This window comes from Synechococcus sp. LTW-R, from assembly GCF_014217875.1.
Lineage (GTDB): Bacteria > Cyanobacteriota > Cyanobacteriia > PCC-6307 > Cyanobiaceae > Vulcanococcus.
Window position 1 is genome coordinate 1,107,294 of record NZ_CP059060.1, and the last position, 16,093, is coordinate 1,123,386.

Below are 16,093 nucleotides of genomic sequence, written 5' to 3' on the forward strand. Positions count from 1 at the left end.
CTTCCCGACTACGCACGACCTGGCAACCCGCACCAGACACTATAAACCTGAACATTACGTTGCGGGAAATGGCAAACAAGCAACCCAGTCGATAGCCAAACCTCTTGGCATGGCTGGATGATTACACATTAAAGAGGAACTCAATACCTTCCAGTCATAGCAACGGATCTCTGCCGAGAAGCAGCCGTGGACTGTTAGTAGACTTATTTGGCGCCTGAGTCGGCTTGCCCGCTGCCTTGTCTACTGTCAAAGTAATACGTATGAACTGCTTGCTTGGTGCTCTAGATAGAGTTGAACGGAAGCAAGACAGGTTGATGCGTCATTTTCTACCGCTGCTTATTGGCGTGATTGTGACGCCACTTAGCGCCGCAGCACACAACGAGATGGTGGTGGCGCACGCAGTTGATGAAGGCGACACGACCCTTCCCGTGAGTCGTGGAAGGGTTGACACCGGTTCTACAGAGCAGATTTACCTGATGCTCAAGGACGGTGGTTCCTTCTCCGTACCCATCCCAATGACAAACCGGTTCACGTGTGAACTGGAGGGTAAGAAGTGGGTAGAGACGCCCATCAAGGGCGTAGACGGGCGCTGGAAGGCATTCTGGTGTGTCGCTGGGATGAAGTGAAGCGGATCTGTTGGAATAACACGTTTTAGGTAGCAATAAAAAAACCGCCCTTTCGGGCGGCCCTGATTGGTTTGGCGTGAAGAAATCGGAGATCAGATCACTTGCCGAAGCGATAACGGAAGCCACCACGAACGCCGAAGTTATTCAGTGAACCAATCCCGATGTTGTTGATGGTCACAGAGCTGTTTCCGGTGTACAGGACTTCAGCAAACAAGTCAGCCTGTGCAGCCGCTTCGTAGGAGACACCCAACTTGGCCTGGTAACCAAATGCACCTGCGCTGCCGCCCTGGGTCTGCAGGTCGCCAATCGTTCCGGTGTAGCCGAGAGCTGTGCCAGTTGCCGAGAAGGTCTGGTCGGGAATGGAAACATTGGTGTAACCAATGCCACCACCCACGTAAGGAGTGAACTTAGTCTTGGTTTGGATGTCGTAGTAGCCAGACACCAGAACACTATTGGTGCTGAGCGTGCCAGAGGTACTCAGGCTTCCGACGCCTGTGTAGGAGGTGCCATCGATTGTGACGGTACCGCTGCCCGTGGAGGAACCAATCGCGTAGCGGCCAAGCTCATAAGTCAACTCAGCACGCAGGCTGTTGCCGAAGTCGTAGCCAACACCGGCTACTAGGCCAACACCACCACCTAAACCAGTGGTGACATTGAAGTCCTCGGACCAATTAATTCCAGAAATAGTTCCGCTGTCTTTATAGGTAACAGCAGGATCGCCCGCCCATGTGCCACCAACACCGACAGTTACGTATGCGCCTGAAGTGTTGTCGCTCGTTGCTTCTTGAGCGCAGACAGGTGCCGCAAAAGCGACGGCGGAAGCTGCAGCTGCAGAAAACAGAAGACGAAGCTTTATTTCCTCACGCTGAATAGCAGTTTCATTTCACCAGCCAGTCAGTCCCACCCCCTAGACAGCCTAGGCCACTACCCATACCGGCCCAATTCGTGCTTTCGGCATAGCCATAGCCGGATTGATTTCGACTTAGCTGTAGCCGGAGCGCTTAATCTCGCAATTTTTTTGCAGAGTCCCTGTGCCACAGACGATCTGAAGCGTCTAGTGATAATTATTCTTGGCTCGCGAGGGCGACCTGGACCCGGCATGTCGCCCAGTCATGTAGCCAGTGATACAACTGTCAGCGTCTGCTCGATGGTGGTAGCGAATGCCGTTCCCACGCCTTATGTGAAGTCCGCTGGAAACATCTAGAGGCTTTGCACGCTGAACCAACTCACCAAGTGGATGAAGTGCCTACCTAAGACCACCACATGGACTGACGCGCGGCGTAAAGATTCAGAGCCTTTGAACGGTAGACAAAACTTTTGAGTAGACCGTCAAACCCCTTGGCATGACTGGATGCTTACACGTTGAAGAGGAACTCCATACCTTTTAGTCATAGCAATGGGTCTCAGCCGAAAAGCGGCAGTAGACTTTTCAAGCCGTCAAACCAGTAGATAAAGCATCTTGTCTACCCAGATTCAGCTCACACTCACCACTGCCTGGACTTCCGCAGGGCTGCACTAATCCAGAGCACAGGGGACGCCGCCAATGCTCCAGTTCATTGGAATCGGTGACGCCGCAGGAATCGTCTAGGGAGTCTCGTCTGCCTTCATCCTGATGCCACCCAGTCAACTGCTCTAAGCCCAGTTGCAATTGGGCTTGTAGCGGCGAACCTCGCTGCAATTGTGCTTGTGAGTGATGCAGCAGTCCCTTCGGCTATCGCTGGCGGCACTGGGCACAGCAGCTCTCTCGCTCGCTTCACTGCCTGCGGTCAGCGCCAAACCTGCTCAAGTGGCTCAAGGGTCAGCCAGTGACCTGGGCGTGATGAGCATCAGCCTCAAGGACGTCGTCAAGCCTCGGGTTGGTGTTCAGGCTCAAACCCAAGCCGCTGGCACACCCAACCAAGCAGGTTTGGGTGGCTTCCTTCCCTTGGTGGTCGGCAGCAACAGCGTCTTCTTTGCTGATCTGCTGGCGAATGCCAACTTCGCTGACATCAATAACTCCAGCAGCATCATCAACACCACCGTTGCTGGCACCACCATTTCCACCTCATCACGCCTGGGCTATCGCTGGCTGAACGGTGACCGCAGTTGGATGTATGGAGTGAATGCGGGTTATGACACCCGACCGATGAGCACAGGTCCTGCGGACACAGGCATCACTGTTTATGCCTCACGCACCGCTTTCTTCCAGCAGGCTGCCGTCAATGCAGAAGCGGTAAGCGACCAGTGGGCATTCAATGCTTATGCGCTTATTCCAACGGGTGACACCGAGCAGGTCCTCAACACCGTCTATCAAGGCGGCGCACTGGACACCTACGGCTTGGATGCGGGTTACAACCTGACGCCAGCCCTAAGAGCCTCTGTTGGGTACTACTACCAAAACGGTGACTGCGGCAATGCCGATGGCTCTGGCGTCTTGGGTCGCCTCGATTATGCCATCAACAACGGACTAACGGTTGGCACCAACCTCTCGTATGACAGTACCTTCAAGTCACGCTTCTCAGCTGACATCAAGTGGCGCTTCAATACAAACGGCGGTCCTGGCAAAGAAACACGGAAAACCAATACCGCCGTTACAGCCCTAACATCAACGCCAAGCAATAGGGATGTGCGGGTGCACGATTCTGGACCCCTCCCGGGCTGCGTCCAGCCTGACACTTGTAGTGTATACGTATGCATCCCCGGGTCGCCGCCTGTATGCTCTTGGTACTGCCTGGATTGCGGAGCTTGATTGAACCCTAAAAGTCCCCAAAGCTCCTGCAAAAGCAGGGGCTTTTTATTTCTTCAGTCACACCAATAAGCCAATAAACCAGCCTCCAATACCTGGAACCATTGCCATCAACGCAACCTGACGACAGCCTCGTCAAGGCACGGAATAGAAGTCGCCCCAGGACAAACGTCGGCTGCGGCACGTTTTCTATACATTGAAGAGGAACTCCATACCTTCCAGTCATAGCAATAGATCTCAGCCGAAAAGCGGCAGTAGACTTTTAGTAGACTTTTCAAGCCGTCGAACCAGTAGACAAAGCATCTTGTCTACCCAGATTCAGCTCACACTCACCACTGCCTGGACTTCCGCTGGGCGGCACTAATCCAGAGCACAGGGGAAGCCGCCAATGCTCCATTCATTGGAATCGGGGAAGAAGCAGGAATCGTCTAGGGAGTCTCGTCTGCCTTCATCCTGGTGCCGTCCAGTCAACTGCTCTAATCACAGTGGCAATGGGGCTTGTTCTGGCAAAACTACTGCCAGCAGTTGAGCGTGTCTGTGATGCGGCAGTCCCTTCGTTTATCGCTGGCAGCACTCGGCACAGCAGCTCTCTCCATCGCCTCGCTGCCTGGAGTTAGCGCCAAGCCTGCTCAGGCGGCTCAAGGCACGGCTAGTGACCTTGGCGTGATGAGCATTCAGCTCAAGGACATCGTCAAACCGCAAGTCGGCATCCAGGCTCAAACCCAAGCCGCTGGCACCCCCAACCAAGCAGGTCTGGGCGGCTTCCTTCCCCTGTTGGTCGGCAGCAACAGCGTCTTCTTTGCTGATGTCCTGGCAAATGCCAACTTCTCAGACTGGGGTAACAGCAGCAGCATCATCAACACCACCGTTGCTGGCACCACCATCTCCACCTCATCGCGCCTGGGCTATCGCTGGCTGAATGGCGACCGCAGTTGGATGTATGGACTGAATGCGGGCTATGACACCCGACCGATGAGCACGGGTCCTGCAGACACAGGCATCCCTGTCTATGCCTCACGCACCGCCTTCTTCCAGCAGGCTGCCGTCAATGCAGAAGCGGTGAGCGATAAGTGGGCATTCAATGCTTATGCGCTCATTCCCACTGGCACCACCAACGCCCAACTCAACACCGTCTATCAAGGCGGCTCGCTTGACACCTATGGCTTGGATGCTGGCTACAACCTCACGAAAGCCTTGAGAGCATCTATTGGTTACTACTACCAAAACGGTGACAGCTGCGATGCCGATGGCTCTGGCGTCTTGGGTCGCCTCGCTTATGCCATCAATAACGGACTAACGGTTGGCACCAACCTCTCTTATGACAGTGCCTTCAAGTCACGCTTCTCCGCTGATATCAAGTGGCGCTTCAATACCAATGCAGGTCCTGGCAAAGAAACAACGAAAACCAATACTGCCGTTACCGCTCTAACATCAAAAACAAATAATAGGGATGTGCGGGTGCATGATCAGACGCTGCGTGAGTGGTGCAAAAATAATCCTCGATGGTCCAATATGCCTGTATGTACTGGGTGCCTTAATTGCTACTAAGCTTGATCATTCAAGCCGTTCTTGCCGAGAACTGAGCTCTCAACAGCTCGTAACCAAGGTCAAAGCCCATGCAACCGCATCAGACGCAGACAATTTTCTATACATTGAAGAGGAACTCCATCACATCACCCTCTTCAACAACGTACTCCTTACCTTCAGCGCGCAGCCATCCTTTGTTGCGCGCTTCTGCCAGGGAACCGGCTTCAAGCAGCTGCTTGTAGCCAATGGTTTGCGCGCGAATGAAGCCGCGTTCGAAGTCCGTGTGGATCACACCGGCGGCCTGGGGAGCGGTCATGCCGGCCTTGATCGTCCAAGCCCGGGTTTCCTTCTCACCGGTCGTGAAATAGGTGCGCAAGCCCAGCAGGCTGTAGGTGGCACGAATCAGGCTTTGCAGGCCACCTTCTTCAACGCCTAATCCCTCCAGGAATTCCGCGCGATCCTCTTCCGGCAGCTCGATCAGTTCGGCCTCCACCTGCGCAGAAATCCGCACAGTTCCAGCGCCCTCTTTCTCGGCGAGCACGGCCACTTCCTCGCAGTAGGCATTGCCGCTGGAGAGGTCGTCTTCGCTGACATTGGTGGCGTAGATGATCGGCTTTGCCGTCAGCAAACCCAAGGGTTTGATCATCGCGGCCTCTTCTTCCGTGAGGCTGATGCTGCGGGCGGCACCACCCTGCTCGAGCACCGCCTGGATGCGCTCAAGGGCCTCGTCTTCCACCTGGGCTTCCTTACTGGTGCGCACCTGCTTCTTCAGACGCTCCCGGCGCTTCTCCACCTGGGAGAGATCCGCCAGACCGAGCTCCAGGTTGATCACCTCGGCATCGCGGGCCGGACCGACGGAGCCACTGACGTGGATGACGTCGTCGTTCTCAAAGCAACGCACGACGTGGACGATGGCGTCCACCTCACGAATATTCGCCAGGAACTTGTTCCCCAGACCTTCCCCTTGGCTGGCGCCCTTCACCAGGCCGGCGATATCGACAAACTCCACCCGCGTAGGAATCAGCTCCTTGCTGCTGCTCAGATCCGAGAGCTGCTGCAGCCTGGGATCCGGAACCGCGACCACACCGGAGTTCGGCTCAATGGTGCAGAAGGGGTAGTTGGCAGCTTCAGCCTGGGCGTTGGCCACCAAGGCGTTGAAGAGAGTCGACTTGCCCACATTGGGCAGCCCCACGATTCCGGCTTTAAGCATCGATGGAATCTACGGTTTGCCCCCCATGACGGTGATCCGTCCCTGACCGAACCCCCGCCAGTTCCCCGCTGACAGGAAGACTGGTGAGACACCAGGAGCCCCACAGGTCAGCGCGATGCTCCAACAACCCCGTCGCAAACAACCTGTTGTCACCTGGCTGCAATGCAACACCTTGAGCCTCAAACGCCTCGCCACAGATCGCCCCTGGCTGGCTCGGCGCCGCTTCTGGGCAGCAGCCCTGGCCGGGACCGTCGCGATTGCCGGCGGCGCAACCGCCCTGAACCTCAGCCGCAGCGCCAAGCAGGCCCGCAGCCTGAGCACCTACACCGCAGTCGCCCAAGAGGGATCGCTGCCGGGGCTCGTCACCGCCAGCGGTGAACTAGAGGCCTTCCGGCTCGTCAACGTCAGCCCCAAACGCCAGGGGGTCCTCAAAACCCTCTACGTCGAGGAGGGCGACAGCGTTCAGGCGGGTCAGGCCCTGGCCTTGATGGATGGTGGTGACCTGACGGACCGGCTGGAGGAGCTCTCCGCCCAACTGCAATCGGCCAAAGCGCAACTGGCCCGCAGCCAGAGCGAGCTCCAACGCCGGGAGAACCTCGTCCGCAACGGCGCCATCAGCCAGGACAACTACAACAGTGCGAAGGCCACCTATTTGGTGGACCGTGCCGCCGTGGATGCCGCCCAGCAACGGCTCGAGCAGCGCGAGATGGAGCGCAGTGAATTGATCGTTCGTGCCCCCTTCGCCGGGATCATCACCGCACGGTTCGCCGACCCCGGGGCCTACGTGACCCCGACCACCTCGGCGTCAGCCTCCGCCGGCGCGAGCAGTTCCTCCATCGTCGAGCTCGCCCAAGGGCTCGAAGCGGTGGCCAAGGTTCCCGAGAGCGACATCGGTCGGATCAAGCTCAGACAAACCGGCTCGGTGCGGGTCGACGCCTTCCCCGATCGCCGCTTCAAAGCCCAGGTGCGTCAGATCGCACCGCGGGCGGCCAAGCTCAACAACGTCACCTCCTTTGAGGTCACCCTGAAGTTCGTGGAGCCGGCGCCTGAATTGCGCATTGGCATGACGGCCGACATCGACTTCAACACCGGCGATCTCCCCCCGCGCACCCTGGTGCCCACCGTGGCGGTCGTCACCGAACGCGGTAAGCCCGGTGTCCTGCTGGTGGGCCCCGGCAACCAGCCGAAGTTCCAAGCCGTCACCCTGGGGGCCACCAGCGGCCGCAACACCCAAATCCTTGATGGCCTCCAGGCCGGGACGCGGGTCTTCATCGACCTCCCCCCCTGGGCGAAGCGCAAGAGCGACTCGAACTAACTCACTCGGCCGCCGCGTGGCGGCGCTCGTTGAGGAAACTGCGGCAGGCATCCAGGATGCGCGTGCTGGCCTGGCCATCCCCAAACGGGTTGTGGGCCCGCGCCATCTCCTCGTAGGCCTCCGCGTTGTCCAGCAACAGGGAGGCCTCCCGCAGGATGTCGGCGGAGTCCGTGCCAATCAACTTGGCGGTGCCGGCGTCCACGGCCTCGGGCCGCTCGGTGGTGCGCCGGAGCACCAGGACCGGCTTACCCAGGGCCGGAGCCTCCTCCTGAAGACCGCCTGAATCAGTCAGCAGCAGCGTCGAGCCACGCATCGCGGCCACCAGGCGGGCGTAATCCAGGGGCTCCGTCAGGAATGCCCGCGGATGATCACCCAGCAACGCCTGCAGGGGTTCCCGCACGGTGGGATTGCGATGCAAGGGCAGGAGCAAGGCCGTATCGGGGTAGCGCTCCAGCACAGCCAAGAAGCCCTTGCCGATCTCCTTTAGCCGCTCGCCCCAGTTCTCGCGGCGATGCACTGTCGCCAGGATCACGCGCTGCTTCTCAAAGTCCAAACCCGGCAGCTCAAAGGGCAGAGCCTTTTTCGCCATCAACAGCAGGGCGTCGATGACGGTGTTGCCGGTCGTGATGGTCTGACCGACCACGCCAGAGGCAGCCAAGTTGCGGGCCGACACGTGGGTCGGGGCGAAGTGCAGCAGGGCGACCTGGGAGATCAGACGGCGGTTGGCCTCCTCTGGGTAGGGATCAAAGATGTTGTCGGTGCGCAGTCCCGCCTCCACATGACCGACGGGGATCTGCTCATAGAACGCCGCCAACGCTGAGGCAAAGGCCGTTGTCGTGTCCCCCTGCACCAAGACCAAATCGGGGGGGAACTGCTCAAACTCCGCCTTCAATCCCTGCAGCGCGGCACAGGTGATGTGGGTCAGGGTCTGCTTGGGGGCCATCAAGGCCAAGTCGTGATCGGCCTGCAGATCAAACAGGTCCATCACCTGGGTCACCATCTCCCGGTGTTGGCCGGTGAGCACCACCCGGGTGTTGAAGTCATCGGACTGCTGGAACGCCTGGATGACCGGAGCGAGCTTGATCGCCTCCGGACGTGTGCCCAACACGATGCAGACGTTGTGGGGAGCGCTCACTCGAGGGGCTGCGGGCAGTCATTTGGATCCTAAAGATGGCGGGCAGAAAAGCGGCCCACCCTTCGCTTTGCCGCAACAGTGGCGGCAGCGAGGCTGCGGGGCAGTGAGCAACAGTTCGCCCTTCCCGATCGGGCTGTTTCCAAACCAGGGACACGCCCCCAAAACCACTCCCATCCCGCAAGCGCAAGAGCTGGATGGTTCCCTGCAAGGCCGCCAACCCAGTTCGCTCCAGGGCATCGTCAAGCTCGCCGCCGAGCAGGGGTTCTCCGATGTCCATCTCGGAGTCGGCGAAGAACCCCGCTACCGCGACCGCGGCGAGATGCTGCGCACCGGTTGGCCCGTCACCGAAGCCGCTGGCTTCCAGGCCTGGCTTCGGGAAATGCTGAGCCCTGCCCAGGTGGATGCCTTCCAGCGGGACAAGGAGTTCGACGGCTCCCACGCCTTCCCCTTTGTCAGGGTGCGCATCAACCTGCTGGAGTCCCTGCGGGGGCCCGCCATGGTGCTCCGGTTGATCCCCCAGACCATCGCAACCCTGGAGGAGCTCAAGCTCCCCGCCGTGCTGCAGGAGCTCGCCTCCAAACCCAAGGGCCTCGTGCTGATCACAGGCCCCACCGGATCAGGGAAAACCACCACCCTCGCCGCGATGATCGACTGGATCAATCGCAACCGGGCCTGCCACATCCTCAGGATTGAGGACCCGGTCGAATTCGTCCACAGCAGCCAGCAGTCCTTGATTCGGCACCGCGAGGTGGGGCCCCACACCAAGCACTTCCACAACGCCCTGAGGGCCGCCCTTCGGGAAGACCCCGACGTGATCTTGATCGGTGAACTGCGCGACGGAGAGACCCTCACCACTGCCCTGGAGGCCTCGCAAACCGGTCACCTGGTGTTCGCCACCCTCCACACCAACTCAGAGGTGAAAACCGTGGAGCGGGTGCTCGGGATGGTCCCGCCCCAGGACCAGCCCAGCCTCCGCCGGTCCCTGGCCGAGAGCCTGCTGGGGGTCATCGCCCAGGGGCTCATCAAAACCAGCGACGGCAAACGGGCCGCCTTTCACGACATCTTGATCAACACCGACGCCTGCAAGGACTACATCGAGCGCGGTGAACTCGAGGAGATCGAGTCGATCATGTCCCGCAGCGGTTTTGACGGCATGCAGACCGCCAACCAATCGCTCATCGCTCTGGTCGAAGAGGGTCGTGTCGCGGGCGAGGCGGCCCTGGCCCAAAGCCTCAAGGCCAACGAGCTCGCCCAGGCCCTACGCGGCAAGGACTCGACTTAGCGCCGAAGGCTCAAACCTTTCCGGCGAGGCGGGCGATCAAGAGGACGCTCAAACCCACTGAGAGGCCAACCATCGCCATCCGGCCGTTCCAGATCTCAGCCTGGGGCGTAAAGCCTCGCTTCCACTGGTTCAGCTCTTCAGGAGCCGCTTCAACCACTTGATCCGGGGTAGGAGCGGGGTCTGCAGTGGCCATTACCTCTGCTCGCGAAGTCCGACCACCCTACGGGCCTCAGAAGGGTGGCTGGGGTTCGTAGAGAACCGGGACCTCCTCAAGGGCCAGGCGGGGGGTCACGGCCAAGCGGATCGAGCTCTGGCCGCCAGCCATGAAGCGCTGTTCAGCGGCCACGCCAATCATCGCGGCGTTGTCGGTGCAATAGGCCAGAGGCGCCACCCGCCAGTCCAGTTGCAGGGCTTGGCAGCGCTCCTGCAAACGGTCCCGCAAGCGACGGTTCGCCGCCACGCCACCCACCATGACGATGGTCTTCAAGCCTTGGTCGCGGGCACAGCGGGTTGTGCGCTCCACCAAAACATCCGCCACCACCTGCTCAAAGCTGGCCGCCACATCGGCCAAGGGGAAGGGTTCTCCGCCGCCTGCCTCCTCCGCCCGGAGCTGATTCACCAGGCGCAGAACCGCCGTTTTCAAACCGCTGAAGCTGAAGTCGTAGGGGTGAAAGCCCCCCTCCGGCAGGGACACCCGTCCCTTCGGTAAGGGAAAACGCTTGGGATCGCCGCTGGCGGCAACGGCCTGAACAGCCGGACCGCCCGGATAGCCCAGCCCGAGCAGCCGGGCCACCTTGTCAAAGGCCTCGCCAGCCGCGTCATCGCGGCTCCGGGCCAAGCGGCTGTAGGAGCCAGGCCCGTCCACGCGAATCATTTCGGTGTGCCCGCCACTGACCAGCAAGACCAAATAGGGACCGGAGGGCAACGGATCCCCCAAGTGCACCGAACAGAGGTGGCCCTCCAGGTGATGAACACCGACAAAGGGTTTGCCATGCAAACGGGCCAAGCTCCTGCCGGTCACGGATCCCACCAGCAGCGCACCGACCAACCCAGGGGCGGCTGTGGCCGCAATGGCATCCAGCTCGGCGTAGCCCACCCCGCTTTGGGCCATCACCTGCTCAATCAGGTGCGGCAGCGCTTCCACATGGCGTCTGGAGGCAATTTCTGGAACGACGCCACCCCAGCGGGCGTGCTCTTCGATCTGGGTCGCGATGGCACTGGCCAAGACCGTTTGATCGCGCACAACAGCCGCTGCTGACTCGTCACAACTTGTTTCGAGCGCCAGCAACGTGGGCATGAGGTCTGGAGGACTCTCTTACTGTTCGGAAGTGACATCCTGCCGTGCAGCAGCTGGACCTGACGATGCGCCGCCTTTTTGCTGTTCTCATTTCTGCCCTGCTGATTTTCGGCTTCGCCCCCGTGGCGAAAGCTGATGTCGCAGGACTGACCCCCTGCGCTGAAAGCGCACGCTTCCAATCCCGTGCCGCCGCCGCCTCCACCCCCCAGGCGAAGGCGCGCTTCGAGATGTACAGCCAGGCCTCCTGCGGCGCTGATGGCCTTCCCCACCTCATCGTGGACGGTCGCCTCAGCCACGCTGGCGACTTCATCATCCCCGGCATCGCCTTCCTCTACATCGCTGGTTGCATCGGCTGGGCCGGTCGCAACTACCTGATGGCGATCCGCGGTAGCAAGGATGCCGCCATGAAGGAAATCCAGATTGACCTGTCTCTGGCCTTCAAGAGCACCCTGGCCGCTGCCACCTGGCCCATCGCAGCTTTCTCTGAATTGAGCGGCGGCAAGCTGACCGAATCCGACGACAAGATCACCGTTTCCCCTCGCTGATCGCGGCGGGTTACCTCCACTCTTTCAACGTCTTTTCCGATGAAAAAGTTTCTGACCACCGCTCCGGTCTTCGCCGCGATCTGGTTCACCGTCACCGCCGGCATCCTGATCGAATTCAACCGCTTCTATCCCGATCTCCTCTTCCACCCGATGTGATCGGCAGACGCCACAGAAAAGGCCCCCAGTGGGGGCCTTTTTTATTGGAAACCGATTGGGACTTCAGCGCAGTCCCATCAACTGCTCCAACTGCTGCAGAGCCTCCGCCAAATCGCCGTTGACGATCACCGCGTCAAATTCCGAGGCAGCCTGCAATTCCACCTTGGCCCGCTCCAAGCGCTTGCTGATGGCCTCCTCGCTATCGGTGCCCCGACCGCGGATCCGTCGCTCGAGCTCCTCAAAGGAAGGGGGCTCGATAAAGATCTGAAAGCCGCTGGGGAAGCTGCGGCGCACCTGACGAGCCCCCTCCAGCTCGATCTCCAGCAGAACCGGACGCCCCGCTTGAAGCTGCGCCTCCACCGGTCCGCGCGGTGTGCCGTAGCAGTTGCCGGCGAATTCGGCCCACTCGAGCAAGCCGCCCTGAGCCACCTTCGCGTCGAAGTCGGATCGCGGCAGAAAGAAGTAGCTCTGCCCATCGACTTCACCGCTGCGAGGAGCGCGGGTCGTCGCTGAAATCGAGAGCCAGATGTCGGGGTGCCGCTCCAACAGCGCGCTCACCAGGGTCCCCTTGCCCACTCCACTGGGGCCCGTGATCAGGAACAACCTGCCGCTGGAGGAGGGCGCTTCCGCCATGGGGACTCAACCGTGGCCCTGCAGAGTAAGAGTGCCTCCGCCGCGAACCCGCGCAGACCATGGCCGCCCAGCCCCTCCAGGCCATGGATCTCACCAGCCTGCGCGCCGTGCTCGCGGAACTCAGGCCCCAGCTCGTCCCGAGTCGCTTTGAGAAGGCGCAGCAGGCCGATGGGCAGACCATTCATTTGGGGTTCCGCACCTTCGAGCGGCGGCTCTGGCTAGAGCTGAGCTGGCTCGCTGAAGCCCCCCGGCTGCTGGAAATCCCGGCGCCCCCCAAACAGGGGGATGGCAGCACCCTCGCCCAACAGCTGCAGCACGGACTCAGCGGACTCGCCCTGACCGGCCTACGGCAAGAGGGATGGGAGCGCGTGGTGGAGCTGGACTTCGCTCCAAGGCCCTCCGAGCCAGCCCAACGGAGCCTGGTCCTGGAATTGATGGGCCGCCACAGCAACCTGTTCCTGCTGGATCAGGACCGCAGGGTCGTGGCCGTGGCCCGGCAGGTGCGCGAGAGCCAATCGCGCCTGCGCCCGATCAGCACCGGCGACGTCTACCTACCGCCGCCACCCATGGGCGGTCGTGGTCCCAGCCGGACGGAGCGCTTCGAGCACTGGAAGGGGGAACTGCAGCTGCTGCCCCTTCCCCTGAAACGCGCACTGCCCAGTGCCTACCAAGGCATCAGCCCAGCCCTGGCGCGGCAACTGGTGGCTGGGCTCGGTGATGACCTGCTCAGCCAACCCGTCCAGGAGCTGAGCGACACGAGCTGGCAGCATCTCTGGGAGCGCTGGCAGCAGTGGCTTGAGGCGCTGGAGGAGGAACGCTTTGGCTTCCGCCTGGAGGAGGGCGGGGGGTACTGCTGCTGGGCAACCGGCGGCTCAGCCACCAGCCTGAATGCCGAACTGGCGGCCTATCACCAGAACCGCCTGCAGGCCCGAACCTTCAGCCAGCGTCAGCAGAGCCTCAAGCAGCGCCTCGAGCGGGCCCTCGAGCGTGAGCGCCAGCAACAGCAGCACCAACGGTCGCTCCTCGATCAAGTCGAAAGCAGCGATGGCCTCCAGGAGCAGGCCGACACCCTGCTCTGCCAAGCCAACCCCAGCCGAGAGACGATCAACGAGGCCCAAAAGCTCTACAAAAAAGCCAGGCGCCTGCGGCGCTCCGTCGCCTCCATCACCCCCAGGCTGGCGCAGCACCAACAGCAGATTGATCAGCTGGAGGACAGCCTGACCTTTCTGGAGTTGATCCAGCTGGAATGCGACCGGGACCCGCGAAGCGGGCTTCAGCAGCTCAAAGCGCTCGAGGAGGACAGCGAGCGGCTCTGGCAACGCCAACCGACGAACCGCAAGGAACGCCGGCGGCCGCAGGGGGATCCATCCCCCTTGACCCTGACCAGCTCGCGGGGACTGACGATCCAGATCGGCCGAAACCACCGCCAGAACGAATGGATCAGCCTGCAGCAGGCGCGCAAGGGGGATCTCTGGTTTCACGCCCAGGAGTGCCCCGGAAGCCACGTGGTACTGAAAAGTTCAGCCGCTCCTGCGGAGGAGAGTGACCTGCAGGCGGCGGCCAGCCTCGCGGCCCACTTCAGCCGTGCCCGCGGCAACAGACAAGTCGCCGTCGTGATGACCCCCTGCGAGCAGCTGCAACGCATTCCTGGAGCCGGTCCAGGGACCGTGCGGCACCGGGGCGGCGAGGTCCTCTGGGCGAACCCCGAGGGCGCCGAAGCGCTCCTGCGCGGCAAACCCCTTAGCCTCTAAGGCAATGAGCGATCAACCCCAGTCCCAAGGCGATCGCTCGGGTTCGGACGGCGCACCGAGCAGCGCTGGATTAGCGCCGCCGCCGCCCATCCAAGTTCCTGCGGCAGCGCCCGAGACGGCAGCCGTCGAAGCCAACGAGGAGTTTCCCTCCGAGGTGGAAATGACCCTGGTAGGCCACCTCGAGGAGCTGCGCAGCCGCGTTCTGCGCAGCCTGCTGGCGGTGGTGGTCGGCGCCGCCGCCTGCCTGCTGTTCGTACGGCCGTTGGTGCGCCTGCTAGAGGTGCCGGCCAAGGGCATTCATTTTCTGCAGCTCGCTCCGGGGGAATTCCTGCTGGTGTCCCTCAAGGTGGCGGGGTACGCCGGACTCACCCTGGCCCTTCCCTATGTCCTCTATGAGGGCCTGGCCTTTGTGCTCCCTGGCCTGACCCGCAGGGAACAAAAGCTGGTGGCACCGGCCGTCGCCGGCTCAGCGCTGCTGTTTCTGGCCGGCCTGGCCTTTGCCTGGTGGGCCTTGGTGCCCGCCGCCTTGAACTTCCTCGTGAGCTACGGCGCCGATGTGGTGGAGCCGCTCTGGTCCATCGAGCGCTATTTGGACTTTGTCCTCTTGCTGATGGTGGCAACGGCGTTGGCCTTCCAGCTCCCCGTCCTGCAAATGCTGCTGGCGGCCCTGGGGCTGGTGCGCTCCGAGGCCATGCTCGGGGCCTGGCGATTTGTGGTGATGGCCTCGGCCCTGGCTGGGGCGGTGCTGACCCCTTCGACCGACCCCATCACGATGCTGCTGCTCAGCGGGGCCATCACGGCCCTCTACCTCGTGGGGGTGGGTCTGGCTCGGGTGGTCCAACGCCCCGCCTGATCTAGAGCAGAAATTCGCTCGCGCGACCCTCCGGCAGCTCCAGGGGCAGGGTCATGGCCTTCCCCAGACGGGGTTTATCCGTCGTGGTGGTCAGCCATTCACGCACCTGTCCGGCCACCCCTAAGCCGTTCAAGGTGGCGACGAGCTCGTCCAATTTGGCGGCGTACTGCTCGGCATCCAGGGGAAAGGATTGCTGCTCCAGGTAGGCCCACATCACCTGGAGATAGAGGCGTCCTCGACGGGACGTCAGCTGCAGGTCGTAGGAGGCCTGCCAGCGAGCCCGCAGGGTTTCAAGGATCTCCGCGCTCGCCAGGGGAGCGGCAGGTGACTCAGTCACGGGAAGGCAATCCAACGAACCGCGCAACAGCATGTTGCAGGCTTCGTCCACCTGCCTGCGATTCGGGCCCGTTGCGGGAACGACAAGGTCCATAATGGCCCCCACGTCGTTGTGGCAGCCGGCCGCCCCGTATGACCCAAATTCCAGCGAGCGCCTCGAACAGTGATGTCCCTGGAATGGGTCGCCGGCAGTTCATGAATCTGCTGACCTTCGGTTCTGTGACCGGAGTTGCACTGGGCGCCCTTTATCCGGTTGCCAACTACTTCATCCCCCCCAAGGCCGCTGGCTCCGGCGGTGGTACTGCTGCCAAGGATGAGCTGGGCAACGCAGTGACCGCCAGCGGTTGGCTGAGCACCCACCGTGAGGGTGATCGCAACCTGGTCCAAGGCCTGAAGGGCGATCCCACCTACCTGGTGGTCGAAGGCAGCGATGCCATCGGCAGCTACGGCATCAATGCCATCTGCACGCACCTCGGTTGCGTCGTGCCCTGGAACGCTGCTGCGGACAAGTTTATGTGCCCTTGCCACGGCTCGCAGTACGACGCCACCGGCAAGGTTGTCCGCGGCCCTGCACCCCTCTCCCTGGCCCTGGCTCACGTCTCCGTCGAGAACGACAACGTGTTCCTGAGCCAGTGGACCGAAACTGATTTCCGCACCGGCGAGAAGCCCTGGTGGGTTTGATCTCCTCCCCAACCGTTCCCC

Annotated in this window: 17 protein-coding genes; 10 read left to right on the forward strand and 7 right to left on the reverse strand. The window is 61.5% G+C overall.

Features of this window, described 5'->3' with window-relative positions; all coding sequences use genetic code 11:
• Positions 1–224 precede the first annotated feature (224 nt).
• Positions 225–626 carry a hypothetical protein gene (locus tag H0O22_RS06270; protein ID WP_185188097.1) on the forward strand — a complete coding sequence of 134 codons (402 nt, stop codon included), beginning with the start codon at positions 225–227 and terminating at the stop codon, positions 624–626.
• A gap of 97 nt (positions 627–723) precedes the next feature.
• Here H0O22_RS06270 and H0O22_RS06275 read toward each other — a convergent pair whose 3' ends face one another.
• On the reverse strand, positions 724–1,497 hold the full coding sequence (locus H0O22_RS06275) for an outer membrane protein (protein WP_185188339.1): 774 nt from the start codon (positions 1,495–1,497) through the stop codon (positions 724–726).
• Between the two features lie 822 nt (positions 1,498–2,319).
• Between H0O22_RS06275 and H0O22_RS06280 the strand changes: the two genes are divergently transcribed.
• Positions 2,320–3,354 (forward strand): inverse autotransporter beta domain-containing protein, encoded by a 1,035-nt coding sequence (locus H0O22_RS06280; protein ID WP_255439523.1) that lies wholly within the window; start codon positions 2,320–2,322, stop codon positions 3,352–3,354.
• A gap of 537 nt (positions 3,355–3,891) precedes the next feature.
• The gene (locus tag H0O22_RS06285) at positions 3,892–4,899 is read left to right on the forward strand and encodes a carbamoyl-phosphate synthase L chain (RefSeq protein ID WP_255439524.1); all 1,008 of its coding nucleotides are present in this window, start codon (positions 3,892–3,894) and stop codon (positions 4,897–4,899) included.
• A gap of 97 nt (positions 4,900–4,996) precedes the next feature.
• On the opposite strand, the gene ychF is transcribed toward H0O22_RS06285, so the two are convergent.
• Positions 4,997–6,088: a redox-regulated ATPase YchF gene (gene ychF / locus H0O22_RS06290; RefSeq protein ID WP_185188098.1), complete on the reverse strand. Its 1,092-nt coding sequence runs from the start codon at positions 6,086–6,088 to the stop codon at positions 4,997–4,999.
• 115 nt (positions 6,089–6,203) lie between these two features.
• Here ychF and H0O22_RS06295 point away from each other — a divergent pair, with 115 nt between their 5' ends.
• Positions 6,204–7,403, forward strand: a complete 1,200-nt coding sequence (locus H0O22_RS06295; RefSeq protein WP_185188099.1) for an efflux RND transporter periplasmic adaptor subunit — start codon at positions 6,204–6,206, stop codon at positions 7,401–7,403.
• 1 nt (position 7,404) lies between these two features.
• Here H0O22_RS06295 and wecB read toward each other — a convergent pair whose 3' ends face one another.
• Complete coding sequence (gene wecB / locus H0O22_RS06300; RefSeq protein WP_185188100.1) at positions 7,405–8,538, reverse strand: non-hydrolyzing UDP-N-acetylglucosamine 2-epimerase; 1,134 nt, start codon at positions 8,536–8,538, stop codon at positions 7,405–7,407.
• A gap of 103 nt (positions 8,539–8,641) precedes the next feature.
• On the opposite strand from wecB, the gene H0O22_RS06305 reads away from it, so the two are divergent.
• Positions 8,642–9,820: a type IV pilus twitching motility protein PilT gene (locus tag H0O22_RS06305; RefSeq protein WP_255439525.1), complete on the forward strand. Its 1,179-nt coding sequence runs from the start codon at positions 8,642–8,644 to the stop codon at positions 9,818–9,820.
• Positions 9,821–9,830: 10 nt separating this feature from the next.
• On the opposite strand, the gene H0O22_RS06310 is transcribed toward H0O22_RS06305, so the two are convergent.
• Complete coding sequence (locus H0O22_RS06310) at positions 9,831–10,013, reverse strand: high light inducible protein (protein WP_185188102.1); 183 nt, start codon at positions 10,011–10,013, stop codon at positions 9,831–9,833.
• A gap of 36 nt (positions 10,014–10,049) precedes the next feature.
• Entirely contained in the window at positions 10,050–11,117 is a 1,068-nt protein-coding gene (gene tsaD / locus H0O22_RS06315) for a tRNA (adenosine(37)-N6)-threonylcarbamoyltransferase complex transferase subunit TsaD (RefSeq protein ID WP_185188103.1), read from the reverse strand.
• Positions 11,118–11,182: 65 nt separating this feature from the next.
• Here tsaD and H0O22_RS06320 point away from each other — a divergent pair, with 65 nt between their 5' ends.
• Both H0O22_RS06320 and psaJ read left to right on the forward strand, forming a co-directional pair.
• Positions 11,183–11,662: a Photosystem I reaction center subunit III gene (locus H0O22_RS06320; RefSeq protein WP_185188340.1), complete on the forward strand. Its 480-nt coding sequence runs from the start codon at positions 11,183–11,185 to the stop codon at positions 11,660–11,662.
• 39 nt (positions 11,663–11,701) lie between these two features.
• Positions 11,702–11,818 carry a photosystem I reaction center subunit IX gene (psaJ, locus tag H0O22_RS06325; protein ID WP_010303754.1) on the forward strand — a complete coding sequence of 39 codons (117 nt, stop codon included), beginning with the start codon at positions 11,702–11,704 and terminating at the stop codon, positions 11,816–11,818.
• Positions 11,819–11,881: 63 nt separating this feature from the next.
• Here psaJ and gmk read toward each other — a convergent pair whose 3' ends face one another.
• Positions 11,882–12,451 carry a guanylate kinase gene (gene gmk / locus H0O22_RS06330; RefSeq protein WP_185188104.1) on the reverse strand — a complete coding sequence of 190 codons (570 nt, stop codon included), beginning with the start codon at positions 12,449–12,451 and terminating at the stop codon, positions 11,882–11,884.
• A gap of 59 nt (positions 12,452–12,510) precedes the next feature.
• On the opposite strand from gmk, the gene H0O22_RS06335 reads away from it, so the two are divergent.
• Together H0O22_RS06335 and tatC are read left to right on the forward strand one after the other, a co-directional pair.
• Positions 12,511–14,202, forward strand: coding sequence for an NFACT family protein (locus H0O22_RS06335; protein ID WP_185188105.1), 1,692 nt, complete (start codon positions 12,511–12,513; stop codon positions 14,200–14,202).
• 4 nt (positions 14,203–14,206) lie between these two features.
• Positions 14,207–15,055: a twin-arginine translocase subunit TatC gene (tatC, locus tag H0O22_RS06340; RefSeq protein WP_255439528.1), complete on the forward strand. Its 849-nt coding sequence runs from the start codon at positions 14,207–14,209 to the stop codon at positions 15,053–15,055.
• A 1-nt stretch (position 15,056) separates the two neighbouring features.
• On the opposite strand, the gene H0O22_RS06345 is transcribed toward tatC, so the two are convergent.
• Entirely contained in the window at positions 15,057–15,425 is a 369-nt protein-coding gene (locus H0O22_RS06345; protein WP_255439529.1) for a DUF3067 family protein, read from the reverse strand.
• 98 nt (positions 15,426–15,523) lie between these two features.
• Between H0O22_RS06345 and petC the strand changes: the two genes are divergently transcribed.
• On the forward strand, positions 15,524–16,072 hold the full coding sequence (gene petC / locus H0O22_RS06350; protein ID WP_185188106.1) for a cytochrome b6-f complex iron-sulfur subunit: 549 nt from the start codon (positions 15,524–15,526) through the stop codon (positions 16,070–16,072).
• Positions 16,073–16,093: the final 21 nt, after the last annotated feature.